The organism is Cedecea sp. VD22 (assembly GCF_037150195.1).
Taxonomy (GTDB): Bacteria; Pseudomonadota; Gammaproteobacteria; order Enterobacterales; family Enterobacteriaceae; genus Cedecea.
On the sequence record NZ_JBBCPX010000002.1, the window covers coordinates 33,479 to 59,514 of the forward strand.

Here is a 26,036-nt window from a genome sequence, read left to right on the forward strand (position 1 = left end):
GTAATGAATTCGTCAAAGCGAGTTAGCTTTTGCTGGCGTCCTGCCTTATTTACCCACCTGGTGACCGATAATACCGCCTACTGCCGCACCGCCAAGCGTACCCAGCGTGCTGCCGTCGGTCAGTACTGCGCCACCCAGCGCACCGGCACCTGCGCCGATTGCCGTGTTGCGGTCACGCTTAGACCAGTTAGAACATGCACTCAGGGACATTGCGAGGGTAATAGCCAGCATTGCAGCGGCCATTTTTTTGTTATTTAAGGTCATCATACTTTCTCCAGAATAATTGATTCACGGAAGCCAGTCTCAGGTAAGTATAGTAAGAATTCACCACTTTACCGGGCGGTTCGTGAAACGATGTCGCGATATAAGCTTAAAAAAGGGCAGGTGCGTTTATTACTCCCTGTTATATCGCTAAATTCTATTCTATTTTTTCCGTATGATTAACACAGGTAAAAACTCTTAATTCCAGCGTGGGAATATTCTGAGAGAGAAGAAGCCCACGCGCGGCGCGGGCAGCAGAGACTTAGACGGCGGCGTAGGGGTCAACAATATCCACCTGCAGGTGGACTGCTTTCAGTTGCTCCAGCGTCTCCTGGCTAATTGCAGCGTCGGTGATAACGCGGTTGAAGCGTGAAATCGGGCCCAAAGTATACGGATGCACGTTGCCAAACTTGCTGCTGTCCGTCAGCACAATGGCCTCGCTACCTTTCTCCAGCACAGAATTCACCACGTCGGTACGCAGCATATCGCGCCCGGTAAAACCGGTTTCCGGCAAGAAACCGTCGATGCCGATAAAAGCCTTACTGAAATGCAGCTGCTGGATAAACTGGCGGGTAAGCGGCCCGACCATGCTTTCGCTTTTCTTCTGATAGATCCCGCCGACCAGAATGACTTCACAATCGGTGTCTTTCAGCAAATGGGCAATGTAGCTGCTGACGGTGATCAGCGTGACCTTTTTTTGCTCCGCCAGAGTACGGGCGAGAAGCGCGTTGCTGCTGCCGTTTTCGATAAACACGGTTTCACCATCACTCACCAGCGAGGCGGCATATTGCGCAAGCTGCAGCTTGAGGGTGTAGTTGTTCATCATGCGAGTTTCAACATCATCGCTATCCAGCGGGACGGCAAAACCATGCGTGCGACGAAGGTAATTATTTTTTTCAAGCAGGTTCAAATCCTGGCGGATGGTGACTTCTGAAACGCCGGTTGTTTTCGCCAGAGAGGCGACGCTAACCCGGCCTTGATCGATAACCATCTGCAGGATAATTTGTTGTCTTGAGTTCATGTCAGCCAGTAGTCAGGCGGGGGGATTAACCCCGCCTTCTCGTCAAAGAGTATGTTCCGTGCGGGCTATAATATCATCCTGCGCGTCAGGAGATAAGGCCGTAAAGAAGGCCGAGTATCCTGCAACCCTTACCACCAAATCTCGATATTTATCAGGATTTTGTTTGGCTTCCAGCAGTGTTTCGCGGGAGACAATGTTGTACTGAACGTGCCAGCCCTTGTGTGATTCGAAGAAGGTGCGCAGCATAAACATTAATTTTTCACGATCGCGTGGATTATCTAACGTTGAAGGATTCAGTTTTTGGTTCAATAAAACACCGCCGAGGATTTTATTGGTCGGCAGTTTGCCCACGGAACTGATGACCGCCGTAGGGCCAAAATGATCGGTCCCGGACGCGGGGCTGGCGCCTTCTGCCAAAGGTGTATGTGCTCTCCGGCCATCCGGTGTGGCCATCGTGGCTGCGCCAAACGGCACGTTTGCTGAAATAGAAGAGGTTCCCGCGTAGTATGTTCCGCCAACAGGGCCGCGGCCAAAGCGCGTGTTGTGATAGCGCTTAAGTTCATCAATGTAGGTTTGATAGGCGCGGGCGAGCAGCATATCGACTTCGTCATCGTCGTTGCCGTATTTTGGCGCGCCGTTGATTAGTCGCTGGCGAAGCTGCTCGCCGCTCAGCCCGACAAAATCGTTGGCCAGGGCATCCGCCAGCTGTTGCTGCCCGATGATGCCCTGTTCAAAGACCAGTTTTTTTACGGCTGAAAGGCTATTCCCAAGATTGGCAATCCCGACCTGAAGTCCTGAAACCCAGTCGTATTTGGCGCCACCTTGCTTGATACTTTTGCCTCGTTCAATGCAATCATCCACCAGCGCCGAACAAAGAATATCGTGCGCGTTTTCTTCCAACACGGTATCTACCACGCATTCGATCTCGATCGATTTTTGCGTGTAATAACGAATTTGCTGGTCCCAGGTTTCGAGGACTTCGTCAAACGAAGTGAAATTGCCTTCAGACAGCGCCTTTTGCTGTGGGAGGAAGATGCTCCCGCTGGTGGCATCCCGGCCATGTTCAAGGCTTGCCAGCATCACGCGGGCAAAGTTGATGAAGCTCATGCCGGTGCAACGGTAGCCCCATTTTCCGCCGACGGCGGTTTCAATGCAGCCGATAGCCGCATAGTCATAAGCATCTTCCCGGCTAACGCCAAGCTTAATGAATGCCTCGATAACAATTTCATCATTGTTAAACGCCGGCATGCCGAATCCGCAGCGAATCACCTGCACACAGGCATCAAGGAAGTCGCTGCTCATCCCGGCGTGATAGCGAACGCTGAGGTTAGGCTGCGTTGAGCGCAGGCGGCCGCAGGACTCAAGAATGTCCCAGGAGAGCGGGTTAACGGCATCCACCGCGACGCCGTGCACCAGCGTTTGTCCTCCGATGGTGACGTTTTGGTAAAGCGGGCTGCCGGCGGAAGCTTTTGAATGCGAGCCGGAGCGAATTTTATTCACCTCAAGCAGCTTCAGCCAGCAGCTTTGCAGCAGTTCAATGGCCTGTTCCCGGCTGGTGGTTCGCTGTAATTCTACATCCCGGCGGTACCACGGATAAAGGTACTGATCGAGCCGACCAAAGGAGACGGAGTGCCCGTTGGATTCAATTTGCAGTACAAGCTGTACGAAATAGCTGAGCTGTAAAGCCTGCCAGAAAGTGACCGGCGGATTGCTGGCGATATGTTCGCAGTTTTCAGCGATCGCCAACAGTTCATCCCGGCGTGCCTCTCGTTTTTCGTCGGAGGCCATTTTCTTCGCCAATTCTGCGTAGCGTAATATATGGTCGCTCAGGGCAACAAAAGTCATATCAATGGCTTTCAGGAACTGTTCTTTGTGCAGGTCGTCCCAGTCGGTAAGTTGCAAACGCCCGCGTCGCTCGGCGACTTTGTCACGCAACCCACTAATACCCAGCTCAAGCAGCAGCGGGAAATTCACCGCCAGGTGAGCGTCGCCGGAAGTCATATTGCCTTCGGCTTTTATGATCCCGGTCGCCAGCAGTGCCTTTTGCTCGTCGGTAAACATGCCATAACAGCGATCCTGCACCGTTTGTCCGCGCCACCAGGGGCAAACTTCATGCATGACCGCTTTATCCGCGTCGGAAATTGAAAAGCCGGCACCCGGACGGTCGCCAAGATCGTCGATTTCGCTCTCAATCCAACCCACGGTGTATTCCGGGAAGAACGGCGCCCCGCGCACATGGCTTGCCTGGTTGCCGACGATCAGCTCGTCATGTTTTATCCAGATGGTCCGCTCCGCCAGATGATGGGCTAGCGCCATCGCGCGGCGAACCGGCAGCGGTTTATCCTGATGCCGCTGGTAAACAGCAGTATAGTGGCGGGCACGCTCGGTGCAGACCGGCGGCTTCACGATATGTATCAGCGCTTCTTTGTGCGCCTTTATACGTGGGCTGAGAAAATTCAGGTTCAGTTCGGTCATGATGATTATCCTCTAATCCAGGCTGTCATGCCTTTTTGGCTGGCGTACTGTTCGGCGAAGTGCAGAAGGTCTGGTGCATCAAGCGGCCTGCTGGCGGCCAGGTAGGGCTGTTCCAACAGGGTGTATTTGTTTATCCCTAAGGTGTGATAAGGCAGAAAATGGATAGATTTCGCGCCAATTTCGTCGGCGGCGAAATTGCTGATGGCGCGGATGGAACGTTCATCGGCGTTAAAATCGGGAATCAACGGCACGCGGATGGTCATCTCTACGCCGCGGGCGGCCAGCTTGCGAAAGTTATCCATCACGCGTTCGGCGTTGCCGTCGGTCCACTGCTGAAAGCGCGCTTTGTCTACGTGCTTAAGATCCGCCAGCAGCAAATCCAAAAAAGGTAATGAAGGCGCAATGTATTTCCAGGGCACGTGCAGGCAGGATTCCACGGCAGTATGCAGGTCGGCCTCTTTACTGCGCTGTAGCAGTTCCCGCGCCAGCTCCGGCTGCATAAAAGGCTCCCCGCCGGAAAGGGTAATTCCCCCTCCGCTGCGAGCATAAAAAGGTTTATCGCGCAGCACGGTGGCCATAATAGAATCCGCCGTTTTTACTTCACCGCAGACGGTCAACGCCTGGGTAGGGCAACACTCTCTCAGCGCATTGATAGCATTGGGGTTGAGTTTGCCACGGGAAATAACCAATTCGCTGTCTACACGGGAAATCACGTCCGGTACGGCTTGCTGGCAAAGTTCGCAGCCGGCGATGCACAAACGGCGGTCCAGCAAAACGTCGCATTCACGGCTACGGCTTTCGGGATTCTGGCACCAGCGGCAGCCCAGCGAGCATCCTTTCAGGAAGACCACCGTGCGGATCCCAGGGCCATCGTGCGTGGAGTAGCGCTGAATATTGAACAGCATGGCATTCTCTCTCTTTGTTTCTTTCGTAAATTAAATTACTTTCGAATGAAAGTTATATTGATATTGATCAGCTAAGCAATCGACAGTCGGGTTATGATGCGGTCAATGAGAGATGACTCTAATTCTGGAGAGCGTAATGGAACTGTATTTAGATACCGCAGATGTTGCCGCCGTTAAGCGTCTTGCCCGTGTTCTGCCGCTGCAGGGCGTAACCACCAACCCTTCCATCGTTGCCAAAGCGGGAATATCCCTGTGGGAAGTGCTGCCTGCACTGCAGGACGCGCTGGGGGGCGAAGGTCAGCTGTTTGCTCAGGTGATTGCGAACCAGGCTGATGAAATGGTGAAAGAAGCACAGCTGCTAACCACGCGGGTACCGGGGCTGGTTGTTAAGGTTCCCACTACGCCGGAAGGCCTGGCGGCACTTAAACAGCTTAAAGTCCTCGGGATCCCAACGCTGGGTACGGCAGTTTATGGCGCGACGCAGGGGCTACTGGCCGCGCTGGCGGGCGCTGAATATGTTGCGCCTTATGTGAACCGGCTGGATGCTCAGGGCGGGGACGGGATTCAGATGGTACAGGATCTCCAGCAGCTTCTGACGCTGCATGCCCCTGACGCGAAAGTGCTGGCGGCCAGCTTCCGCACGCCGCACCAGGCGATGTCATGCCTTCTGGCCGGCTGCGAAGCGATCACGCTGCCGATTGATGTGGTTGAACAGATGCTGGTCACGCCTGCGGTGACGGCGGCGATAGACGGGTTTGAAAAAGACTGGCAGGGGGCTTTCGGCTCGTTAACGCTCTAATCATTTATGGCCACCGTTCGCGGTGGCCTATATTTCCCAAAGAATTAAATTTCCCAGGGCGATTTTTTTTGCTCGCCGTCCTGCTTGTTTTCATCGTTATCTATGCTCAGCAATTCCGCTTTAAGGATCTCAAGGTTGTTTATCGCGGAGGCATAATCTTTGGCAACCAGAATATCCAGCACGGTATCAATACGTTTGGCAAGCTGCTGCGGATCCAGTGTTGGCATTGTTAATCCTGTCTGTGTTAGGGGATGAATCATTCGCCCATAATGCAAAAAATAGCCGATAAAGAGAAGGGCACTCGGCGAATTCTTAGCCTTATTCTTCAATAAATTATCGCACAACATATAAGCATTAATTATTAATCCTTACGCTGCATTCATCAAACTACAGCCGTGGATTAGTCTGATCCTGCGATGACCGCACTTTCATTTAATGAGGATCTGGCTATGACAGTTATCAACCAACCAACCTGCAAACTCTTTACTGACACTGCACGTTTTACTCAACTGTCTGGATATTACGAAGAAGAACGCCGTACAGTCTGGATGATGCTTCGTGCCCGCCCGCGTCCCTGCTTCAATCACGGACTTATCGAGGAAATAATGAACCTGGGATATATCGTCCAGAAGGCCGGATTTAAAGTCGATTTCTGGGTTACCGGCTCGCTGGTCCCCGGAATGTACAATACCGGCGGCGATTTAGGCTTTTTTGTGGAAACTATTCGTAATGGGCGTCGGGAAGCGCTCCGCGCCTATGCCCGTGCCTGTGTGGACTGCGTGCATGCCGCGTCTCGCGGTTTTGATACGGGGGCTATCAGCCTGGCGATGGTTGAGGGCAGTGCGCTTGGCGGCGGATTTGAGGCGGCGCTCGCGCACCATTTCCTGCTGGCACAGCGCGATGCCAGGCTGGGATTCCCGGAAATTGCCTTCAACCTGTTTCCCGGGATGGGGGCGTACTCTTTGGTTGCTCGCCGTTCGGGCATGAAACTTGCTGAAGAGTTGATCTATAAGGGCGAGTCCCACACGGCGGAATGGTACCAGCAGTATGGGCTGGTGGATCAGCTGTTTGAGCCGGGACAGGGATACCTGGCCACGCGCACCTTCATCGATACCCTCCAGCCTAAACTTAACGGCGTGAAGGCCATGCTGCGCGCGCGACAGCGCGTGTTACAGCTGCCGCGCTCAGAGCTGATGGACATCACCGAAGACTGGGTGGATGCCGCATTCTGCCTGGAGGACAAGGACATTGCCTATATGGAACGGCTGGTCATGCTGCAAAATCGCCATACGTCGACGGCTCTGCGTAAAGCGGGCTAGCGCTTTGTTCTGGCCTGATAGCGCTTAAACCAACGCTCAAACACGGCAGCGGGCATTGGTTTTGCAAATAAGAACCCCTGCCGTTCGTTGACGCCGTTCTTGGTAAGAAAGGCGTCTTCTTTTTGGTTTTCCACGCCCTCGGCGATCACCTGTAAATTCAGCGCCTGTGCCACTGCCACGATGGCTCTCACCAGCGACTGAGACACGGAATGTTTATGCACGTCGCGCACAAAAGACTGATCGAGCTTAATGGCGTCGATTGGGAAGCGCGCCAGCTGCGATAAGGACGAGTACCCCGTGCCGAAGTCGTCCAGATGCACCTGCGCTCCCAGTTGACTGAATTGCTTGATAACCGACAGCGCCAGCTCTTCGTTTTCGATAAGACAGCTCTCGGTCAGCTCAACGTCAATCGGGCAGTATTCAAAATTCAGATCCTTCAGCGCTTGCTTGAGATCGCTAAAAATAGTCTGATCGGCGAGCTGGCGGGCGGACACGTTGACCGCCACGCGGAGATTAATGCCTTTGTCCCGCCACTTTGCCACCTGCTGCACAACGCTAACCATCACCCAGCGCCCTAGCGGCACAATCAGGCCAGACTCCTCGGCATAGGAAATAAAGCCATGAGGAGGAATCAGACCCCGTTCGGGAGACTGCCAGCGCACCAGCGCTTCCAGGCTACGGACTTCGCCGCGCCAGGTCATCTTGGGCTGGTAATGGATCACCAGTTGATCGTTATCCAGCGCTTTACGCAGATTGGTATCCAGCCACAAATACTCAAATACCCGCTGGTTCATCTCGGGAGAGAACACGCAAAACTTCCCGCGGCCGCTCTCTTTGGCGGTGTACATGGCGGTGTCGGCGTTACGAATCAGATTCTCTCGTTCATCCCCGTGCTGCGGGGCGAGAGAGATACCCAGCGAACAGCCGCTATAGACCTCAATCAGGCCGATCCTGAAGGGCTGCTTCAGGCGGGTCAGAATGCGGGAAGACATCGCTTCCAGCGAGCCCTGAGAGGTGTTTGTTGCCAGCACAATAAATTCATCGCCTCCGAGGCGCGCCAGCACCTGGCCTTCTTCGAGGCAGCTTAAAATCGCCAGCGACACGGCCTGCAATAGCTGATCGCCAAACATGTGGCCGTAGGCATCGTTCACTTTTTTAAAGTTATCGAGATCCAGATAAACGATGCCGACCTGCGTGTCGCCCCGTTTGGCGATGGCCTCGGTGATCAGGTCGTAAATGGCGTTGCGGTTAGGCAGTCCGGTGATGGTATCGGTATTGGCCAGCACCCGCAGTCGCTCCTGCGCGCGGCGCTCTTCGGTAATGTCGGTGCCGGAACAAATCAGGTAGATTTCGTTTTTGCCGCTGCCGCTGTGGACAAACTTGTTGCGGAACAAAAACAGCCGCTGGCCTTTACGGGTTTTGACCCAACGTTCAACTTCATAGGAGCTGCCATTGCGAAAAAATCCGCTGATATTGCGCTTTGAGGCGGCGGCTTCGCTGCGGCTCATAAACAGCTTGAAGACATTCTGACCGATGACCTCATGTTCTTTCATCCCGGTGTATTCTTCACTTAACCGATTGAAGCGCTGGATATTTCCCTGTTTATCAAGAATGACAATGACTGAATTCGCTTCAGAGACAACCTGCTCGGCAAAAGAGAGGCCCTGGACCAGGTCGCGAGCCACCGAATGGGTGTCGTGCCAGGCCGAGGCGGTGCCCGCCCACTCGCGTTTAGACACTTTGCGGCCGACCATATGCACCGGGACTTCTATGCCGAACAGCGACAGCGTCATGGTCAGGCTGGAGGTAATCACCGTCATCTGACGAATTTCGTCGGCCTGTATCATGTCCAGCGCCACCACCTGGCCGGTGTCTGAATCTTCACTGGCCGCCAGCTGAAGGGCGTTGCTGTCCGCCGGTAGACGCCAGTAGGGGCTGGTCGTCCCCAGGTAACGATAAAGCAGGTTCTGCTCCAAATCGTCTTTCATTCGTGCTCCTGAGCCTCAGGGGAAAATATCACCTAAATCTATTATTTATAGTAGCAACAGACGGCCGATGTTAAAGCCCCGGTAAAGAGGAAAAGATCTTGTTTTTGCAGAGGATGTGCAATATATCGGCACATGAGATGACAGAAATGAAAAAGCCGGGCAGAGCGCCCGGCTTTATAGGGTGAAAATCAGGATCAGGCCGCAGGGCGAGCGATAACGCTGCGCGTTTCCATGCGAACTTCCGCGATGGTCACGTCGATAACGTCGGTCACTTTATAAACGACTTCGCCCTTGATCTGCACGGTGCCGTTTTCCTGGCTGCAAACCAGCTCATCACGTACCGCGTGAATGAACGGTGCAGGGATAAACGCCACGGCCCCGTTGTCCACCAGGCGTACGCGCATCCCGCCGCGGCTAACATCGATAATTTCTGCTGCGAAGCGAGTATCGGTGCCGGCTTTCGGGCTCAGGAAGCGAGCGTACAGCCAGTCGCCCACGTCACGCTCGGCCATCCGGTTCAGACGGCGACGTTCCGCCATCTGGACGGTGGTTTCTTCCGCCGGACGCGTCGCCGCTTCGCCTTTAATAATCGCTTTCAGCAAACGGTGGTTAACCATATCGCCGAATTTACGGATTGGGGAAGTCCAGGTGGCATAGGCTTCGAGGCCAAGGCCGAAGTGCGGGCCAGGTTCGGTGCTGATCTCGGCGAACGACTGGTAACGGCGAATGCGGCTGTCCAGGAACCCGGTAGGCTGAGCGTCCAGTTCGCGGCGCAGTTTGCAGAAACCTTCCAGCGTAAGGACTTCCTGCGCGTCCACGGTGATGCCGTGGGTTTGCAGCATGGTTGCCAGCTGTTCAGTATTGGCCGGATCGAAACCGGTATGGACGTTATAAATCCCGAAGCCCAGTTTCTCGCGCAGCACGATGGCCGCACAAACGTTAGCCGCAATCATCGACTCTTCAACGATACGGTTTGCGATACGACGCGGCTCGGCCACGATATCCAACACTTCGCCTTTCTCGCCCAAAACAAAGCGGTAGTCAGGGCGATCTTTAAAGACCAGAGCGTGGGTCTGGCGCCATTCGCTGCGGGTCAGACAAACGCGATGCAGCAGGCGAATTTGCTGTGCAATGGCGTCGCTCTGCGGCTGCCAGCCACCTTTCTCTTCCAGCCAGTCAGAGACTTCGTCATAAACCAGCTTGGCTTTGGACTCGATATTGGCGGCGAAGAAATGAATGTCGCTGGCGATAGCGCCGTCCTGCTCAATGGTCATGCGGCAGGCGAGGACAGGGCGGACAACGTTGGCACGCAGGGAGCAGAGATCGTCTGACAGCTCGCGCGGCAGCATTGGAATGTTGAAGCCAGGCAGATAGTTGGTAAAGGCACGAATTTTGGCGATGCCGTCGAGTTTGCTGCCTTCTGCGATCCACGCCGTTGGGTCAGCGATGGCCACGGTCAGCTGCAGTTTGCCGTCGGCAAGTTCTTCAACGTACAGCGCATCGTCCATATCTTCGGTGCTGGCGCTGTCGATGGTGACAAAATCCAGCGACGTTAAGTCTTCGCGCACCAGGCCGTCGTCAAGCATCTCGGTGGCGACGCCGTCCGGCGCTTCGCGTTCAAGATTATGACGTGACAGTGTCACCCACCACGGCGCAAGATGATCGTCGCCGAAGGTGATGAATTGCGTTAACTCGGCATAGAAGCCACGGTCGCCCTTTAGCGGGTGACGGCGCATTTCAGCTACCGCCCAGTCACCGTTCTGGAAGTCATGGGTCACGTCGCGAGCTGCGCGGCACTGAATGGCATCTCTCAGCAGCGGATGATCCGGCACAATTGACAGGCGGTCGTCTTTTTTCTGAACGCGGCCAACAAAACGCGTCAGGAAAGGTTCGATAAGCGTTTCCGGCTCGGCGGACTCACGGTCTTTATCGGTGTGGATGACGGCGCTGATACGGTCGCCGTGCATCACTTTTTTCATCTGCGGCGGCGGAATAAAGTAGCTTTTATTCGCATCGACTTCGAGGAAGCCGAACCCTTTTTCCGTGCCTTTCACCACGCCTTCAGCGCGTGGAGTCTGAGAATGCAGTTGCTGTTTTAGCTGCGCGAGCAGCGGGTTATCCTGAAGCATATCGTTTCGTTTTCGTGGCCAAAAGAGCGGCTGACAGTTTTACGCGAAACCGTACCTTGCGGCAAGCGCTGATTGCCGTGAAGGCTTATGGATTCAGCGCTTGAGCGGTATTTCCCAGGCCAATTTTCAGGCGGTTTATCCACCCGGCCAGCCCGGCACTAACCAGTAGTTTCAGCACCTGCTGCTCGCTAAAACCTTGCTCATACAAAGGTTGAATCTGCGCGGCGCTAAATCTGTCCGGGGCGCGGGTTAACAGCTGCACGGCCTGAATAATTGCTTTTTCACGAGGGTGATTGTGACTCCAGGCGTTAAGCGCCCGTTCCCCGTTGCGCATCGCGTCCGGTAATCCAGCATCTCCCTGCCAGGCCGCCGCGGCATCGCTAAAGCAGGCGGCGCTGCCGTTAATCCGTGACGTCAGCATCACCACCAGCAGCGCATCGTCTGGTTGCTGCGCGGTGGTTTGCCAGAACAGGCGGGTAAGCTGGCTGAGGTAAGACAGCGCCCGCTCATCGTGAGCAAGCAGCCAGGCAATATCACGCAGCGTGCGCAGCGGCTGGCTGATGCTCAAGACTTCCAGCTGTTCCGCCCGGGCATAGCGCATTTCAACGGGTGCCAGCCCCGGAAGCCAGTTGACCGGGTACGGCGTAAACAACGCAGGTTCCGCGTCCTGTTGCCTGTCCAGCCCCGGCAGCCAGCGAACGGGCAGCCCCTGCAGCGCTTGCCAGGCGGCAATAGCGCGCGCCTGGAAGCCCACGAAGCCGATAATCTGGGTAAAGGAGACAATATCGTCCACCGAGAGGCCGCATTCATCCAGCTGCGCTAAGGCGCTATCGTCGATAAGCGTCGGCTGGCTGGCAAGCTGGCGGGCAAACTGGGTGATCTGAGTCAGGCGACGATTGCTTTCGCGGGATGAGTCGGGGCCGGGCTGGGGAGCAAGGCGAGCGGCATAGTGGTTACACAGGCGTTGGACCCCGTAGACCTGCGCAACGGTCAGCGCCGTGCTCAGGCGATCGTAGCTACTCAGGGTGTGTAAACGCGTCACGTTAATCCTTTCCGGCAGCAGCACATCGGCTACCGCTCGGGCGGCATCAAGCCACGGGGCTTCAACAATCAATTGTGCTTCAGAAGGGGCTACATCAAGCAGAAAGCGGTCTTCAACCTGCGCTGCTTCGGGAACTAAAGGCAGTACATCCGCCGGGCACAGACTGGACTGGGTTTCATGATACCAGTGGCTTTTACCAGAAAAGCGGCGTTGTTCCATGGTCGTTCCTTGGTCAAAAAGTTTGCAGACCCGGATACAACGTGGAAGCCGGGCCTGGTTCGCTGTTTTATCCTGGCGCAAGCTCGGGAGGTGACAAAAGAATGATCGGTGATAATAAATATCGGAAAGGTATAACTAAATCGGATTCAGGGGAGGAAAGCAGGGGGGAAATAGCGAAGCGGGCCGCAGCCCGCTTCGCCCAGGAACAGAAATTAGTCTTTCAGTTCCAGCTCGTTCATGGCTGCGATGCTGAAGCCGCCGTCAACGTGAACCACTTCCCCGGAGATACCGGCAGACAGGTCAGAACACAGGAAGGCTGCGGAGTTACCCACGTCTTCAATGGTTACGGTGCGACGAATCGGGGTAACGGCTTCACAGTGGGCCAGCATTTTACGGAAGTCTTTGATGCCGGAAGCGGCCAGAGTACGGATTGGGCCAGCGGAGATGGCGTTCACGCGCACGCCTTCTGGACCCATGGCATTAGCCATGTAGCGAACGTTAGCTTCCAGAGACGCTTTGGCCAGGCCCATAACGTTGTAGTTAGGGATTGCACGCTCTGCGCCCAGGTAGGACAGGGTCAGCAGGGCGGAACCTGGGTTCAGCATTTCACGGCAAACTTTCGCCATGGCAACGAAGCTGTATGCGCTGATGTCGTGGGCAATTTTAAAGCCTTCACGGGTAACGGCGTTCACGTAGTCGCCATCCAGCTGATCGCCAGGGGCGAAGCCGATGGAGTGAACGAAACCGTCAAATTTCGGCCAGCTTTTCGCCAGTTCGGTAAACAGCGCTTCGATGCTCTCATCTTCAGCCACATCGCAAGGCAGCACGATGCTTGAACCCAGCTCGGCAGCAAAACCTTCCACACGGCCTTTCAGCTTCTCGTTCTGGTAGGTGAATGCCAGCTCGGCGCCTTCGCGGTGCATCGCCTGTGCAATACCGTAGGCAATGGAGAGTTTACTGGCGACGCCAGTGATCAGAATGCGTTTACCGGTAAGAAAACCCATAGCTTTAATCCTTAATAGTCATTGTTGTTGCGGCCAGCAGGTGAAAAAACAGGCAGGCCGACGTTAAGACCGGGCGATTCTAACATGACTCCCGCGTAAGCGTTAATCCGACCACTTTTCCACGTCATAATTTGAGCTGCAGGGATGTTGGCTGCACGCCCATTTCTCAGTCACTTACTTCAGTAAGCTCCTGAAAACTGCTCCCTTGCCGCCTACCCGCAACTCAAATTATCTAGTGGAAGTTGGGGGAGAATGATCGTGGCGAAGTAGTCTAAATTAACGATCCCTACGCCAGGCGTCAGCGGTTAAGGCCTCGCCGAAGTGGCTGTTAATCAGCCGTTTAGTCAATTCATGCAGCGGGGAGGCGAGCACGTCGGCCGTGCTGCCGCGCTCCACCACTTCGCCTTCGTGCATCACCATCACCTGGTCGCTGATGTGCTTCATCATGCCAATGTGCTGGGTCACGTAAATATAAGAAATTCCTTGTTTTTCCTGCAGTTCAAGCATCAGGTTAATCAGCTGCGAGCGCATGGACATATCCAGCGAGGCCAGCGCTTCATCGGCGATAATGACCTTGGGCCGGAGGATCAGCGCGCGGGCCAGGCCCAGACGCTGTTTTTGCCCCGGAGCCAGCATATGCGGGTAATAGCTGGCGTGGTCCGGCAGCAGACCAACCATGCGTAAGGTGTCCAGAATGCGTTTTTGCCGCAGTTCTGGCTCCAGCTCGGTATTCAACCGCAGCGGGAAGTCCAGAATCTGCGAGATGCGCTGGCGTGGATTCAGGGAAGTACTGGGATCCTGGAATATCATGCGGATCCGCTGGCTCCGCCAGGAGTAATCGCCGAAGTGGAGAGGGTGATCGTCAATCACTAACTCGCCGGTGGTCGGCTCAATCATTCCCGCCAGCATTTTTGCCAGCGTAGATTTACCCGAGCCATTCTCCCCGATAATCGCCAGCGTCTGCTTCTCGCGCAGCGTAAAGTTGAGCGGCTTCACCGCTTCGACGTGCTGGCGGTGAAACAAACCTGTACGGTAGCGAAACGTCTTACTTAAATTGCGGACTTCCAGCAGCGTTTCGACCATTACTGACTCTCCATATTCAGCGGGAAATGACAGGCGTAAAGGTGATTTTTCGCCCCTTCAAGCCTTGGTGCTTCAATGCATTTGCGCTGGGCATAAGGGCAGCGTGGCCCCAGACGGCAGCCCAGCGGCAATTGCTCCAGCAGCGGAATCGCGCCCGGCATGGTGTTTAACCGGCTCTTGTGCGGCATCGGGCTACCAAAGTCAGGGATCGCGCGGATCAGCGCCTGAGTATACGGGTGGTGTGGCGTGGCAACCAGCTCTTCGCTCGTCGCGCTTTCCACGGTTTGCCCGCAGTACATCACGTTAATTTTATCCGCCCACTGGCTCAGCATCTGCAGGTCGTGACTAATCAGCAGAATGGTGGTGTTGTTGTTCTGATTGAGCCGCGTTAACAGACGGAAGATCTGCGACTGCGTGGTCGGCTCCATGGCGTTGGTGGGCTCATCCGCAATCAGCAGGCGAGGCTGGTTTGCCAGCGCGATGGCGATCATCACCTTCTGGCATTCGCCTTCCGTCAGCTCGTACGGATAGCTGCTCATGGCGTCTCTGTGATCTTTAATCCCCACGCGGTGCAGCAGTTCGATGGCGCGGCGCTTGCGCCAGCCAAAGCGTTGCCACCAGCGGCCTTTATAAGTCCAGCCGGGAATATTTTGGGTCAACTGACGGCCAATTCTTTCCGACGGATCCAGGCAGGACTGTGGCTCCTGGAAAATCATCGACACGTTGTGTCCCACCAGGCGGCGGCGCTCACGCGGCGAGAGCCGCAGCAGGTCGATATCGTCAAAGCGCATACGGTCGGCGGTAATCCGCCAGTTATCTTTGGTGACGCCACAGATAGCTTTCGCGATGAGACTTTTCCCTGAGCCGGATTCGCCGACCAGGCCGCGAATTTCCCCTTCGCCCAGCGTCATGCTCACGCGATCGACGGCTTTTACCCAACCTTCGGAGGTCATAAATTCGATGGTCAGATTGCGGATATCAAGTAACGGCATTATTGCACCCCCGCGTTAATCGCGCGGCGCAGGCCGTCGCCAAGCAGGTTAACCAGCAGGACGCTTATCATGATGGCCGCCCCCGGCAGCATCACCGTCCAGGGCGCAACGTAAATCAGCTCCAGCGCATCACCGAGCATTGCACCCCATTCCGGGGAAGGGAGCTGCGCGCCAAGATCGAGAAAACCGAGTGCGGCAATGTCCAGAATCGCCATAGACAGCGCTCGTGTGATTTCTGTTACCAGCGTGGCGGTGATATTGGGCATGACGGCAAACCAGAGAATATTTAGCGTGGAAGCGCCATCCAGACGGGCGGCGACCACGTACTCTTTCTCCAGTTCATCGTGCACCGCGCTGTAGACCGAACGTACCATTCGCGGCAGCAGCGCCAGCCAGACGGCAAACATCGCATGGCTGAGATGGGGGCCAGCAAAGGCGACAACAATAATCGCCAGCAGCAGGGAAGGAATCGATAGCAGTGTATCGAGAATGTGGTTCAGCACCGCGGAGCGCAGACCGTGGGTCGACCCCGCTATCACGCCGAGCACGATGCCGCAGATTGTTGCCGCAAGCGTGACGACAAACGCGCCGCCCACCGTCGGAGCTGCGCCGCTCAGCAGGCGGCTTAGCACGTCACGGCCAAGATCGTCGGTACCGAGGAAGAACGAAACTTCCCCATAGCGGGACCATGACGGCGGCAAAAGCTGATAGCCCAGAAACTGTTGGTCAATTTGATACGGGGCAAAAAGACCGCCAAACAGGCACAGAATAGCCAGGCCGCCGCAGCCGTAGAGGCCAATCATCGCGGTGGTATCGCCATAGAATTTACGCCACGTCAGACGCAGCGTGCTTGGCGGTCGCTTTTCGCGGTAGACGCTATCGTAAGGCATACCATTCCTTATGCTTCAGTGGGTTGGCCATAGCGCCCAAAATATCGGAAATCACGTTAACAACAATCACCAGCGAGCCAATCACCATCACCCCGGCGGAAATCGCCATGTAATCCTGCTGGCGAATGGCGTTAATCAGCCAGCGGCCCAGGCCTGGCCAGCTAAAGACCACTTCGGTGATCATCGCCAGCGTCAGCATGGTTGAAAACTGCAGGCCCAGGCGAGGGATCACCGGCGGCAGCGCGTTGTGCAGCACGTGGCGATGCAAAATAGTGAAGCGGGAAAGCCCGCGCGTGGCGGCGGCTTTGACGTAGTTCTGATCGAACACCTCGATGGTGCTGATGCGCATCAGGCGAATCACTTCGGTGGTCGGGGCGACGGCCAGGGCGGCGACCGGCAGCACCATGTGGCGCAGGGCGCTGACGATCATTTCGCTGCGATAAGGCGAGTCCGAGAGCCACGCATCCACCAGCGCAAAGCCGGTGACGGACTTAACCTCATAAAGCAGGTCAAAACGCCCTGAAACCGGGAACCAGCCCAGCGTCAGCGAGAAGAACAGCGTCAGCAGCAGCGCCAGCCAGAACACAGGAATAGAAAAACCGAGCAGCGCCAGGGCGCTGATCAGCCTGTCCTGCCACTTATTGCGCATGATGCCCGCCAGCATCCCCACCGGAATACCAATCAGCAGCGCCAGGCCGAAGGCCAGAATGCACAGTTCCATGGTGGCCGGGAACACGTCGCGTAATTGCTCGTTAATCGACTGGCCGTTGATGCTGGAAACGCCAAAATCCCAGTGCAGCAGACTCTCAAACCAGAACACCCAGGCGTTCCACAGCGAAGCCCCCTGCAGCGGTGCGTGGGGCGTAAAATAGTTGAGGCTAAAGCCGACAACCGCCAGAAACAGCAGAGTGATCAGCAGCAGCAATAATCGCCTTAGCGTGAAAATGATCATTATTTTTTCGCCTCTTCATTTTCCCTGAACACGCCTGCAAACGAGGCGTTGCCGAACGGGCTGAGCACCAGGCCTTTCATGTCGTAGCGGTAGGCCTGCAGCCTTAACGAAGAGGCCAGCGGCAGCACAGGCAGCTCTGCGGAAAGAATATCCTGCGCTTCGTTGTAGGCTTCAATACGGGCGGAAAGCTGCTGGGAAGAGAGCGCTTTTTGCAGCACGCTGTCGAAATGCGGGTTACACCAGCGGGCATAGTTAGTTTGCGAGCCGATGGCCGCGCAGCTCAGCATCGGGCGGAAGAAGCTGTCCGGGTCGTTACTGTCCGTTGCCCAGCCGGCAAGCGTCAGATCGTGGTTCATGTCCATCAGTCTGGCTTCCTGGAAGCGGCCCTCCATCGGCACGATAATCACCTTCACGCCAATCTGTGCCATATCCGCCTGAATCAGCTCGGCGGTTTTGAGCGGGCTTGGGTTCCAGGCCTGGGAGCTGGTCGGCACCCACAGGCGGAGTTCCAGTTTATCCACGCCCAGGGCCTGTAACTGCTCACGGGCTTTCGCCGGGTTGTATTCGGTAATTTTTGCGTCGTTATCGTAGGCCCAGGAGGCGCGAGGCAAAATGGATGCGGCCGTTTCTGCCGTGCCGTAATAAATAGACTGCATCAGGCGCTGATTATTAATGGCAAGGGACAGCGCGTGGCGAACGGCCGGGTTATTCAGCGGCGGTTTGTTGGTGTTAAACGCCAGGTACGCGATATTCATGCCCGGGCGCAGCGTCAGGCGCAGACGCGGATCGTCACGCAGAATAGTCAACTGACTTGCCGCAGGCCAGGCCAGCACGTCGCATTCGCCGGTGAGCAGTTTGGAAAGACGGCCGGTGCCGCCGGAACCCAGATCGACCACCACCTGCGGCATCAGCGGTACGCCGCGCCAGAAGTGCTGGTTACGCGCCAGGCGAATGTACTGCCCGGCGCGGTATTCGCTGAGCAGGAAAGGGCCGGTGCCGACCGGCTGCCTGTCCATCAATTCCTGGTGGTCAGCTTTGGTCAACTGCGCGGCGTATTCGGCGGACATCACTGATGCGTAATGCGTAGCTAAATGCCAGAGGAAGGAGGCGTCCGGCTTATTGAGGCGGAATTCAACGGTATTGTCATCCAGCTTGCGAACGCTTTTCACCGTTTCCGGGAACTGGAGACTGTCGAAATAGGGGTAGCTGCCGCCGTTAACGTTATGCCACGGATGGTTGCGGTCGAAGATACGCTCAAAGGTAAACACCACATCATCGGCGTTTAGCGCGCGGGTGGGTTTAAACCAGGCGGTAGTCTGGAACTGGACATTGTGGCGCAGGTGGAAACGGTAAGTCGCGCCGTTATCCAGCACTTCCCAGCTTTCCGCCAGTTCAGGCACCAGGCGATAGGTATAAGGGTCAACGTCCAGCAGGCGGTCATAAAGCTGCGCCGCCAGCGTGTCGACGGTCAGGCCGCCGCTGGTCATTTGCGGGTTAAAGGTGTTGACCTGCCCGTTGACGCAATAAACAAAGCCACTGCGGCGAATATCTGCCGGTTTTTCAGCGGGCGCAGCGGCACGCGCCGCGCCGCTCAGGCAGCATAAACCCAGTAACAGGGAGGAGAGCATTCCGCGCATAAGTTTTTGAGTTATCTCAAGTGATGGGCAAAGTGTATCGCACTCTTGCCTTCTCCCCAAAATTACTGGTGACGATCGGCAATTTTCTGCGCAGGACGATGAAAAAAACGCCGCTCAGTCCGGCGTCAGGCTGCTTAATTGGTGTTTTTTCAGCATCGCTCGTAGCTGATGATAACTCACGCCCAGCAGTTCTGCAGCCCGGCGCTGGTTAAAAGTTGCCTGCTTCAGGCTTTGTTCCAGCAGGTTTTTCTCCTGTTCGTTTTGCCAGCTTCGCAGATCGAGCGGCAGGCCGGGCAGGTGCGCCGGAGCCTCTTGTCTGGCCTGATGGAGCGGGGCAGGTTTATGAGTGAAAGGGTTAAGGATAATGTTGTCCAGCGCTTCATCGCTTGATCCGTGGCGGTACACCGAGCGCTCAACCACGTTTTTCAGCTCGCGGATATTGCCCGGCCAGCCATAGTTAAGCAGCGTCTCGCAGGCCCTTTCGGTAAAACCGGGGAACAGCGGCAAATTAAGTTCCCGGCACATTTGAATCGCAAAGTGATCGGCCAGCAGCAGGATATCCGATCGCCGCTCGCGCAGCGGCGGGAGCATCACCACGTCAAACGCCAGCCTGTCGAGCAGGTCGGCGCGGAATTTCCCTTGTTCGGCCAGCTCCGGCAAATCGGCATTGGTGGCGCAGACCAGGCGAGTATTCACCTGTAGCGGCTGGCTGCCGCCCACGCGCTCAAGTTCGCCGTATTCCACCACCCGCAACAGCTTCTCCTGCACCAGCATTGGGGCCGTGGCCAGCTCATCAAGAAACAGCGTGCCGCCTTCAGCTCGTTCAAAACGACCCTGATGGCGCTTCTGCGCGCCGGTAAACGCGCCGGCTTCGTGGCCAAACAGCTCGCTGTCGAGCAGGTTTTCGTTCAGTGCCGCACAGTTGAGGGAGATAAAAGGCCCCTGCCAGCGCTGGGAGAGGAAATGCAGGCGGTTGGCGATGAGTTCCTTCCCGGTGCCGCGTTCGCCGATGACCAGCACCGGTTTATTCAGCGGGGCCAGGCGGGAAACTTGTTCCATGACCTCCAGAAAGCTATTAGCTTCTCCAATGAGGCTGTCCTTGTTTTCAGGCATGGTTAAATTCCCTAATAGTTAGTTAATTTAACCACTATAGCGGCTTTTGTGGGATCGTCAAATTTACATTAATTCTTATTAATCAATGAAGTAAAAAGTTGGCACGGATTCTGCAATATCCTGTCAGAGCAGAGTGCCTGGCACCTGAGATAATGACTAAGAGGATTGAATTATGGGTATTTTTTCTCGTTTTGCCGACATCGTGAATGCGAACATCAACTCCCTGCTGGAGAAAGCGGAAGATCCGCAGAAGCTGGTGCGCCTGATGATTCAGGAAATGGAAGACACGCTGGTAGAAGTGCGTTCCACTTCAGCCCGCGCGCTGGCCGAAAAGAAACAGCTGAGCCGCCGTGTGGAACAAGCTACCGTGCAGCAGGCCGAATGGCAGGAAAAAGCCGAGCTGGCGCTGCGTAAAGAGAAAGAAGATCTGGCGCGTGCCGCGCTGATTGAAAAACAGAAGCTGACCGACCTGATCCTCACGCTGGAAAATGAAGTTGTGCACGTGGATGAAACTCTGGCGCGCATGAAGAAAGAAATCGGCGAGCTGGAAAACAAGCTGAGCGAAACTCGCGCTCGCCAGCAGGCGCTGACCCTGCGTCATCAGGCTGCCTCTTCTTCACGCGATGTTCGCCGCCAGTTGGATAGCGGTAAACTGGATGAAGCGATGGCCCGGTTCGAATCTTTCGAGCGCCGCATCGACCAGATGGAATCCGAGGCGGAAAGCCACGCCTTTGGCAAACAGAAGTCTCTGGACGCGCAGTTTGCCGAGCTAAAAGCCGATGATGAAATCAGCGCCCAGATAGCTGCGCTGAAAGCAAAAATGAACCAGGATCGTCAATAATAATCCAGGCCGCGATGCGCCCGGCGCATCGCGACTCAAGCCTGACCCGTAAGGAGTACACATGACTGCGCTTTTTCTTGCTATCCCGCTGACCATTTTTGTGCTGTTCGTGGCGCCGATTTGGCTGTGGCTTCACTACAGCAATCGTCCTGATGCAGGGCAGCTTTCACAGAGTGAGCAGCAGCGGCTTGCCCAGTTGACCGATGAGGCGCGACAGATGCGGGAGCGCATTCAGTCTCTGGAACAGATCCTTGATGCCGAACACCCGAACTGGAGAAACAACTGATGGTGAATTCATTTTCCGGTCGTAAGCTGTGGCGTATCCCTGATAAGGGGATGGTAAAAGGAGTTTGCGCGGGTATTGCGCAATACCTTGATGTGCCGGTCAAACTGGTCCGCGCCATTGCAATTTTATCGATATTCTTTGGCCTGTCGTTCTTTGTGCTGGTGGCCTACATCGTGATGACATTTGTGCTGGACCCGATGCCCTACGGCGCAGATGAAAAAGATACGCAACCGACCAACCGCGATCTGCTGAACGCGGTGGATGCGGAACTGGCCGCCGGTGAGCAACGTTTACGCTCGATGGAGCGTTACATTACGTCTGACACTTTCACGCTGCGCAGCCGTTTTCGCCAGCTGTAAAACAACCCTCTCCCTGAGGGAGAGGGAATAAACAGGTTTTCTCCCTCTCCTGGGGGAGAGGCCCGGGGTGAGGGCGCCCAGGCTCAATGCTAACCACACACCGCAATTAACCGCTTTTGGAGAGACAATGACTACATTCCATTCCGTCAGCCAGAAAGCTAAACCAGGCCTGAAACTTGCCGGGAAGCTTGCTTTACTTGCCGCGCTGCGGTTCGGCCCGGCGGGTTTTGCGGCGTGGGCGATCAAATCGGTAGCCCGCCGCCCGCTGAAAATGATACTGGCCGTGGTGCTGGAGCCGTTACTGACCCGCATCCTGCGCAACGTCTCTGACCGTTACGATCGCCGCATGGCAAAATAACCCTCATCGCGGCGGCGAAATATTCCGCTTAACGTTTTGATTCTTGGTAATCAGCCCCATTTGATATTATCAATAAAGGTATTTTCTGCAGCGGAAGGCAATCAGGACGCTTATGAACCGACTCAAAAACGAATTTAACGCCCTGGTAAACCGGGGCGTTGATCGTCATTTACGCCTCGCGGTAACCGGGCTGAGCCGCAGCGGTAAAACCGCATTTATCACCGCGATGGTCAACCAGTTGCTGGGCATTCACACCGGCGCACGGCTGCCAATGCTTAGCGCCGCTCGTGAAGAGCGTTTGCTCGGCGTTAAGCGCGTGCCGCAGCGCGATCTGGGCATTCAGCGTTTCACCTATGATGAAGGCATGGCGCAGCTTTTCGGCACGCCACCGGCCTGGCCGACGCCGACTCGTGGCGTAAGCGAAATGCGCCTTGCGTTACGCTACCGCTCCAACGATTCGCTGCTGCGCCACTTCAAAGACACGTCCACGCTTTACCTGGAGATTGTTGATTATCCGGGGGAGTGGCTGCTTGACCTGCCCATGCTGGCGCAGGATTACCTGAGCTGGTCGCGCCAGATGACAGGCCTGCTGCAGGGCCAGCGTGCCGAGTGGTCGGCGGAATGGCGTCGCCTTTGCGAGGGTTTAGATCCTCTCGCTCCCGCCGATGAGAACCGCCTGGCGGCGGTTGCCGAAGCGTGGACCGACTACCTGATGCGCTGCAAGAAAGAAGGGCTGCATTTTATTCAGCCGGGGCGCTTTGTCCTGCCCGGAGATATGGCGGGCGCGCCCGCGCTGCAGTTTTTCCCATGGCCGGATGTGGATGCTTTTGGTGAGTCGAAGCTGGCCCAGGCGGATAAGGGCAGCAACATCGGCATGCTGCGCGCGCGTTTTGATTACTACTGTGAAAAGGTGGTGAAAGGGTTCTATAAGAATCACTTCCTGCGCTTCGACAGACAGATTGTGCTGGTGGATTGCCTGCAGCCGCTCAACAGTGGGCCCCAGGCGTTCAACGATATGCGCCTGGCGTTAACCCAGCTGATGCAAAGCTTCCACTACGGGCAGCGCACGCTGTTCCGTCGCCTGTTTTCCCCGGTGATCGATAAGCTGCTGTTTGCCGCCACCAAAGCCGACCATGTCACGGTAGACCAGCACGCTAACATGGTTTCTCTCCTGCAACAGCTGGTGCAGGACGCCTGGCAAAACGCGGTCTTCGAAGGCATCAGCATGGACTGCATGGGGCTGGCCTCCGTGCAGGCAACGCAAAGCGGCATCGTAGACGTGCAGGGGGAGCAAATCCCGGCGCTGCGCGGCAATCGCCTGAACGACGGTGCGCCGCTGACGGTGTATCCGGGGGAGGTGCCTTCGCGCCTGCCCGGCAATGCTTTCTGGCAAAATCAGGGCTTTCAGTTCGAACAGTTCCGGCCGCAGGTGATGGACGTTGACCGTCCGCTGCCGCACATCAGGCTGGACGCGGCGCTGGAATTCTTAATTGGAGATAAATTGCGATGAGCGATCCTATTAAACCGCGCATCGATTTTGCGCAGCCGCTGGAGGCGGAAAAAGAGCAGGACTGGAAAGCGGCACACGCGTTCAGTGAACCGGAAGCGCAAAAGTTTACCCCGGTCACCACCAGCGTTGAAACGCTTGCCGACGAAGAAGGGCAGGCCGAGGCTGTTATTGAAGCTGCTTTAAGACCGAAACGCAGCCTGTGGCGCAAAATGGTGACAGCCGGACTGGCGCTGTTTGGCGTCAGCGTTGTGGCCCAGGGCGTACAGTGGACCCACAACGCTTTTGTGGCTCAGGACTGGATCGCGCTTGGCGGCGGCGTTGCCGGGGGGCTTATCGTCGCGGCTGGCGTCGGCTCCATTGCCAGCGAATGGCGGAGGTTGTGGCGTTTGCGCCAGCGTGCCGAAGAGCGTGACGAGGCACGAGAACTGCTCGCCAGTCACAGCACGGGCAGAGGGCGGGCGTTCTGCGAAAAACTGGCCAGCCAGGCCGGGCTGGATAAAGGCCATCCGGCGCTGCAGCGCTGGTATGCCTCGATCCATGAAACCCACAACGACCGGGAAGTCGTGGCGCTTTATGCCCAGCTTGTTCAGCCGGTGCTGGACGCTCAGGCCCGGCGTGAAATTAGCCGTTCTGCTGCCGAATCCACGCTGATGATCGCCGTCAGCCCGCTGGCGCTGGTGGATATGGCTTTTATTGCCTGGCGTAACCTGCGCCTGATCAACCGCATCGCCACGCTGTACGGTATCGAACTGGGCTATTTCAGCCGTATTCGCCTGTTCCGCCTGGTGCTGCTGAATATTGCTTTCGCCGGGGCGAGCGAGCTGGTGCGTGAAGTCGGCATGGACTGGATGTCGCAGGACATTGCCGCCAGACTTTCGGCTCGCGCCGCGCAGGGGATTGGGGCCGGGCTGTTAACTGCCCGCCTGGGCATTAAGGCGATGGAGCTCTGCCGCCCGCTGCCGTGGCTGGAGGATGACAAGCCCCGGCTGGGGGATTTCCGCAAACAGCTTCTGGTTCAGCTGAAAGAGACGCTGGCCTCCGGGAAAAACAAACCTACCAACTGAATTTGTATCATTGACCTGGAGGGCAGCTTCGGCTGCCCTTTGTTGTTTACAGCACACGTATAAATTTCGTGCTTGTTGACCAGTGGTTTGTCTTTTAGTGTCAACATTTCATGACAGGCATCTTCTTGCCAACGGCTAACTGCGTTATTATCCCTGCAACTCTATGAGGTCCTTCAGCCCGGCTGAAGGTCGTATAGGCCGTTTTCCGTAACATAAGGTCACCTGCATGCGTCTGGAAGTCTTTTGTCAGGACCGCCTTGGTCTCACTCGTGAACTGCTCGATCTGTTAGTGCTGCGCGGTATTGATTTGCGCGGTATCGAAATTGACCCGATCGGGCGTATTTACCTTAATTTCTCCTCCCTTGATTTTGAATCTTTCAGCAGCCTGATGGCGGAAATTCGCCGCATCCCAGACGTTACCGACGTGCGTAAAGTACCGTGGATGCCTTCCGAGCGTGAACATCGCGCCCTGAGTGCGCTACTTGAGGCGCTGCCGGAGCCGGTGCTGTCGCTGGATATGCGCAGCAAAGTTGAACTGGCCAACCCGGCAAGCTGCGCGCTGTTCGGGCAGAGCGAAGATCGTCTGCGTAACCATAATGCGGGCACGTTGATCAGCGGGTTTAACTTTACCCGCTGGCTGGAGAGCGAACCACACGACTCCCACACCGAACATGTTGTGATCCACGGGCAAAACTTCCTGCTGGAGATCACCCCGGTTCATCTCGATGGCGAAGATAATCAGCCGCTGCTGGTGGGCGCGGTGGTGATGCTGCGCTCTACCGTGCGCATGGGGCGCCAGCTGCAAAACCTCTCCAGCAGCGATTTCAGCGCCTTTGACCAGATTGTCGCCGTCAGCCAGAAAATGCGTCATGTGGTTGAGCAGGCGCGCAAACTGTCGCTGTTGAATGCCCCGTTGCTGATTGTGGGCGATACCGGTACGGGCAAAGATCTTCTGGCCAATGCCTGCCACCTGAGCAGCCCGCGAGCGCAAAAACCTTATCTGGCGCTGAACTGCGGCTCTATTCCTGATGACGTGATCGAAAGCGAACTGTTTGGTCACGCGGCCGGGGCTTATGCCAACGCCGTCGAAGGAAAAAAAGGCTTCTTTGAGCAGGCCAACGGTGGCTCTGTGCTGCTGGACGAAATCGGTGAAATGTCGCCGCGTATGCAGACCAAACTGCTGCGCTTCCTGAACGACGGCACGTTCCGTCGCGTCGGCGAAGAGCATGAGGTGCATGTTGATGTCCGCGTGATTTGCGCGACACAAAAAAATCTGGTGGAGCTGGTGCAGAAAGGCGAGTTCCGCGAGGATCTCTATTATCGCCTCAACGTCCTGACCCTGAACCTGCCGCCGCTGCGCGATCGCCCGCAGGACATCATGCCGCTGACGGAGCTGTTTGTGGCGCGCTTTGCCGACGAGCAGGGCGTACCGCGGCCTAAGCTGTCTCACGATTTAAGCAGCGTGCTGACCCGCTACGGCTGGCCGGGTAACGTGCGTCAGCTGAAAAACGCCATTTACCGCGCGCTAACTCAGTTGGAAGGCTACGAGCTGCGCCCTCAGGACATCCTGTTGCCGGACTTCGACTCGGCCAGCCTGGCCGTGGGGGAAGAGGCGATGGAAGGCTCGCTGGACGATATTACCAGCCGTTTTGAGCGTTCCGTGTTAACACAGCTGTACCGCAGTTATCCAAGTACGCGTAAGCTGGCAAAACGGCTGGGTGTTTCCCATACCGCGATCGCCAACAAGCTACGTGAGTATGGACTGAGCCAGAAGAAGGGCGAAGAGTAA

General features: G+C 56.2%; 24 protein-coding genes. 9 read left to right on the forward strand and 15 right to left on the reverse strand.

What is annotated here, in order from left to right; genetic code table 11:
* Positions 1-45 precede the first annotated feature (45 nt).
* From osmB to WFK85_RS06325, 4 genes are all read right to left on the reverse strand, one after another.
* Positions 46-264: an osmotically-inducible lipoprotein OsmB gene (osmB, locus tag WFK85_RS06310; RefSeq protein WP_166992953.1), complete on the reverse strand. Its 219-nt coding sequence runs from the start codon at positions 262-264 to the stop codon at positions 46-48.
* Between the two features lie 259 nt (positions 265-523).
* The gene (yciT, locus tag WFK85_RS06315) at positions 524-1,282 is read right to left on the reverse strand and encodes a DNA-binding transcriptional regulator YciT (RefSeq protein WP_166992097.1); all 759 of its coding nucleotides are present in this window, start codon (positions 1,280-1,282) and stop codon (positions 524-526) included.
* 42 nt (positions 1,283-1,324) lie between these two features.
* Positions 1,325-3,757, reverse strand: coding sequence for a formate C-acetyltransferase/glycerol dehydratase family glycyl radical enzyme (locus WFK85_RS06320; RefSeq protein ID WP_336707294.1), 2,433 nt, complete (start codon positions 3,755-3,757; stop codon positions 1,325-1,327).
* A gap of 5 nt (positions 3,758-3,762) precedes the next feature.
* On the reverse strand, positions 3,763-4,662 hold the full coding sequence (locus WFK85_RS06325; RefSeq protein WP_336707293.1) for a glycyl-radical enzyme activating protein: 900 nt from the start codon (positions 4,660-4,662) through the stop codon (positions 3,763-3,765).
* A 136-nt stretch (positions 4,663-4,798) separates the two neighbouring features.
* Between WFK85_RS06325 and fsa the strand changes: the two genes are divergently transcribed.
* Positions 4,799-5,461 carry a fructose-6-phosphate aldolase gene (gene fsa / locus WFK85_RS06330; RefSeq protein ID WP_166992106.1) on the forward strand — a complete coding sequence of 221 codons (663 nt, stop codon included), beginning with the start codon at positions 4,799-4,801 and terminating at the stop codon, positions 5,459-5,461.
* A 44-nt stretch (positions 5,462-5,505) separates the two neighbouring features.
* Here the strand turns inward: fsa and yciZ are convergent, their stop codons facing one another.
* Positions 5,506-5,688, reverse strand: a complete 183-nt coding sequence (gene yciZ, locus WFK85_RS06335; RefSeq protein WP_336707292.1) for a protein YciZ/DeoL — start codon at positions 5,686-5,688, stop codon at positions 5,506-5,508.
* Positions 5,689-5,910: 222 nt separating this feature from the next.
* On the opposite strand from yciZ, the gene WFK85_RS06340 reads away from it, so the two are divergent.
* Entirely contained in the window at positions 5,911-6,780 is an 870-nt protein-coding gene (locus WFK85_RS06340) for a crotonase/enoyl-CoA hydratase family protein (RefSeq protein WP_008461339.1), read from the forward strand.
* Here WFK85_RS06340 and pdeR read toward each other — a convergent pair.
* The 10 genes from pdeR to pspF all read right to left on the reverse strand — a co-directional run bounded on the left by pdeR (position 6,777) and on the right by pspF (position 19,829).
* Entirely contained in the window at positions 6,777-8,768 is a 1,992-nt protein-coding gene (gene pdeR / locus WFK85_RS06345) for a cyclic di-GMP phosphodiesterase (RefSeq protein WP_166873431.1), read from the reverse strand. The genes WFK85_RS06340 and pdeR overlap by 4 nt on opposite strands.
* Positions 8,769-8,962: 194 nt before the next feature.
* A complete protein-coding gene (locus tag WFK85_RS06350; protein WP_166992109.1) occupies positions 8,963-10,897 on the reverse strand; it encodes an exoribonuclease II in 1,935 nt (644 codons plus the stop codon).
* Between the two features lie 85 nt (positions 10,898-10,982).
* A complete protein-coding gene (locus WFK85_RS06355) occupies positions 10,983-12,158 on the reverse strand; it encodes a CMD domain-containing protein (protein WP_336707288.1) in 1,176 nt (391 codons plus the stop codon).
* A gap of 212 nt (positions 12,159-12,370) precedes the next feature.
* A complete protein-coding gene (gene fabI / locus WFK85_RS06360; RefSeq protein WP_039294025.1) occupies positions 12,371-13,162 on the reverse strand; it encodes an enoyl-ACP reductase FabI in 792 nt (263 codons plus the stop codon).
* A 276-nt stretch (positions 13,163-13,438) separates the two neighbouring features.
* The gene (gene sapF, locus WFK85_RS06365; RefSeq protein WP_008461344.1) at positions 13,439-14,245 is read right to left on the reverse strand and encodes a putrescine export ABC transporter ATP-binding protein SapF; all 807 of its coding nucleotides are present in this window, start codon (positions 14,243-14,245) and stop codon (positions 13,439-13,441) included.
* A complete protein-coding gene (sapD, locus tag WFK85_RS06370; RefSeq protein ID WP_336707285.1) occupies positions 14,245-15,237 on the reverse strand; it encodes a putrescine export ABC transporter ATP-binding protein SapD in 993 nt (330 codons plus the stop codon). The genes sapF and sapD overlap by 1 nt, the downstream gene beginning before the upstream one ends.
* Positions 15,237-16,127 (reverse strand): putrescine export ABC transporter permease SapC, encoded by an 891-nt coding sequence (gene sapC, locus WFK85_RS06375; RefSeq protein WP_008461347.1) that lies wholly within the window; start codon positions 16,125-16,127, stop codon positions 15,237-15,239. The genes sapD and sapC overlap by 1 nt, the downstream gene beginning before the upstream one ends.
* Positions 16,114-17,079, reverse strand: coding sequence for a putrescine export ABC transporter permease SapB (gene sapB / locus WFK85_RS06380; protein ID WP_336707282.1), 966 nt, complete (start codon positions 17,077-17,079; stop codon positions 16,114-16,116). The genes sapC and sapB overlap by 14 nt, the downstream gene beginning before the upstream one ends.
* A complete protein-coding gene (sapA, locus tag WFK85_RS06385; RefSeq protein ID WP_336707280.1) occupies positions 17,079-18,716 on the reverse strand; it encodes an ABC transporter substrate-binding protein SapA in 1,638 nt (545 codons plus the stop codon). Before sapA ends, sapB begins: the two co-directional genes overlap by 1 nt.
* Positions 18,717-18,830: 114 nt before the next feature.
* Positions 18,831-19,829: a phage shock protein operon transcriptional activator gene (gene pspF / locus WFK85_RS06390; protein WP_336707278.1), complete on the reverse strand. Its 999-nt coding sequence runs from the start codon at positions 19,827-19,829 to the stop codon at positions 18,831-18,833.
* Between the two features lie 172 nt (positions 19,830-20,001).
* Here pspF and pspA point away from each other — a divergent pair, with 172 nt between their 5' ends.
* From pspA to tyrR, 7 genes are all read left to right on the forward strand, one after another.
* On the forward strand, positions 20,002-20,670 hold the full coding sequence (gene pspA / locus WFK85_RS06395; RefSeq protein ID WP_336707276.1) for a phage shock protein PspA: 669 nt from the start codon (positions 20,002-20,004) through the stop codon (positions 20,668-20,670).
* A gap of 61 nt (positions 20,671-20,731) precedes the next feature.
* Positions 20,732-20,956 (forward strand): envelope stress response membrane protein PspB, encoded by a 225-nt coding sequence (gene pspB, locus WFK85_RS06400; protein WP_008461355.1) that lies wholly within the window; start codon positions 20,732-20,734, stop codon positions 20,954-20,956.
* Positions 20,956-21,315: an envelope stress response membrane protein PspC gene (pspC, locus tag WFK85_RS06405; protein WP_336707274.1), complete on the forward strand. Its 360-nt coding sequence runs from the start codon at positions 20,956-20,958 to the stop codon at positions 21,313-21,315. The genes pspB and pspC overlap by 1 nt, the downstream gene beginning before the upstream one ends.
* A gap of 127 nt (positions 21,316-21,442) precedes the next feature.
* A complete protein-coding gene (pspD, locus tag WFK85_RS06410) occupies positions 21,443-21,673 on the forward strand; it encodes a phage shock protein PspD (RefSeq protein ID WP_008461357.1) in 231 nt (76 codons plus the stop codon).
* A gap of 112 nt (positions 21,674-21,785) precedes the next feature.
* Positions 21,786-23,183, forward strand: coding sequence for a YcjX family protein (locus WFK85_RS06415; protein ID WP_336707273.1), 1,398 nt, complete (start codon positions 21,786-21,788; stop codon positions 23,181-23,183).
* Positions 23,180-24,247 (forward strand): YcjF family protein, encoded by a 1,068-nt coding sequence (locus WFK85_RS06420; protein WP_336707271.1) that lies wholly within the window; start codon positions 23,180-23,182, stop codon positions 24,245-24,247. Before WFK85_RS06415 ends, WFK85_RS06420 begins: the two co-directional genes overlap by 4 nt.
* A 226-nt stretch (positions 24,248-24,473) precedes the next feature.
* On the forward strand, positions 24,474-26,036 hold the full coding sequence (gene tyrR / locus WFK85_RS06425) for a transcriptional regulator TyrR (protein ID WP_008461360.1): 1,563 nt from the start codon (positions 24,474-24,476) through the stop codon (positions 26,034-26,036).

Bases quoted from the DNA above. Each gene is read 5' to 3' on its own strand.
- osmB (WP_166992953.1), bottom strand. From the start codon at position 264: ATGACCTTAAATAACAAAAAAATGGCCGCTGCAATGCTGGCTATTACC.
- yciT (WP_166992097.1), bottom strand. From the start codon at position 1,282: ATGAACTCAAGACAACAAATTATCCTGCAGATGGTTATCGATCAAGGC.
- WFK85_RS06320 (WP_336707294.1), bottom strand. From the start codon at position 3,757: ATGACCGAACTGAACCTGAATTTTCTCAGCCCACGTATAAAGGCGCAC.
- WFK85_RS06325 (WP_336707293.1), bottom strand. From the start codon at position 4,662: ATGCTGTTCAATATTCAGCGCTACTCCACGCACGATGGCCCTGGGATC.
- fsa (WP_166992106.1), top strand. From the start codon at position 4,799: ATGGAACTGTATTTAGATACCGCAGATGTTGCCGCCGTTAAGCGTCTT.
- yciZ (WP_336707292.1), bottom strand. From the start codon at position 5,688: ATGCCAACACTGGATCCGCAGCAGCTTGCCAAACGTATTGATACCGTG.
- WFK85_RS06340 (WP_008461339.1), top strand. From the start codon at position 5,911: ATGACAGTTATCAACCAACCAACCTGCAAACTCTTTACTGACACTGCA.
- pdeR (WP_166873431.1), bottom strand. From the start codon at position 8,768: ATGAAAGACGATTTGGAGCAGAACCTGCTTTATCGTTACCTGGGGACG.
- WFK85_RS06350 (WP_166992109.1), bottom strand. From the start codon at position 10,897: ATGCTTCAGGATAACCCGCTGCTCGCGCAGCTAAAACAGCAACTGCAT.
- WFK85_RS06355 (WP_336707288.1), bottom strand. From the start codon at position 12,158: ATGGAACAACGCCGCTTTTCTGGTAAAAGCCACTGGTATCATGAAACC.
- fabI (WP_039294025.1), bottom strand. From the start codon at position 13,162: ATGGGTTTTCTTACCGGTAAACGCATTCTGATCACTGGCGTCGCCAGT.
- sapF (WP_008461344.1), bottom strand. From the start codon at position 14,245: ATGGTCGAAACGCTGCTGGAAGTCCGCAATTTAAGTAAGACGTTTCGC.
- sapD (WP_336707285.1), bottom strand. From the start codon at position 15,237: ATGCCGTTACTTGATATCCGCAATCTGACCATCGAATTTATGACCTCC.
- sapC (WP_008461347.1), bottom strand. From the start codon at position 16,127: ATGCCTTACGATAGCGTCTACCGCGAAAAGCGACCGCCAAGCACGCTG.
- sapB (WP_336707282.1), bottom strand. From the start codon at position 17,079: ATGATCATTTTCACGCTAAGGCGATTATTGCTGCTGCTGATCACTCTG.
- sapA (WP_336707280.1), bottom strand. From the start codon at position 18,716: ATGCGCGGAATGCTCTCCTCCCTGTTACTGGGTTTATGCTGCCTGAGC.
- pspF (WP_336707278.1), bottom strand. From the start codon at position 19,829: ATGCCTGAAAACAAGGACAGCCTCATTGGAGAAGCTAATAGCTTTCTG.
- pspA (WP_336707276.1), top strand. From the start codon at position 20,002: ATGGGTATTTTTTCTCGTTTTGCCGACATCGTGAATGCGAACATCAAC.
- pspB (WP_008461355.1), top strand. From the start codon at position 20,732: ATGACTGCGCTTTTTCTTGCTATCCCGCTGACCATTTTTGTGCTGTTC.
- pspC (WP_336707274.1), top strand. From the start codon at position 20,956: ATGGTGAATTCATTTTCCGGTCGTAAGCTGTGGCGTATCCCTGATAAG.
- pspD (WP_008461357.1), top strand. From the start codon at position 21,443: ATGACTACATTCCATTCCGTCAGCCAGAAAGCTAAACCAGGCCTGAAA.
- WFK85_RS06415 (WP_336707273.1), top strand. From the start codon at position 21,786: ATGAACCGACTCAAAAACGAATTTAACGCCCTGGTAAACCGGGGCGTT.
- WFK85_RS06420 (WP_336707271.1), top strand. From the start codon at position 23,180: ATGAGCGATCCTATTAAACCGCGCATCGATTTTGCGCAGCCGCTGGAG.
- tyrR (WP_008461360.1), top strand. From the start codon at position 24,474: ATGCGTCTGGAAGTCTTTTGTCAGGACCGCCTTGGTCTCACTCGTGAA.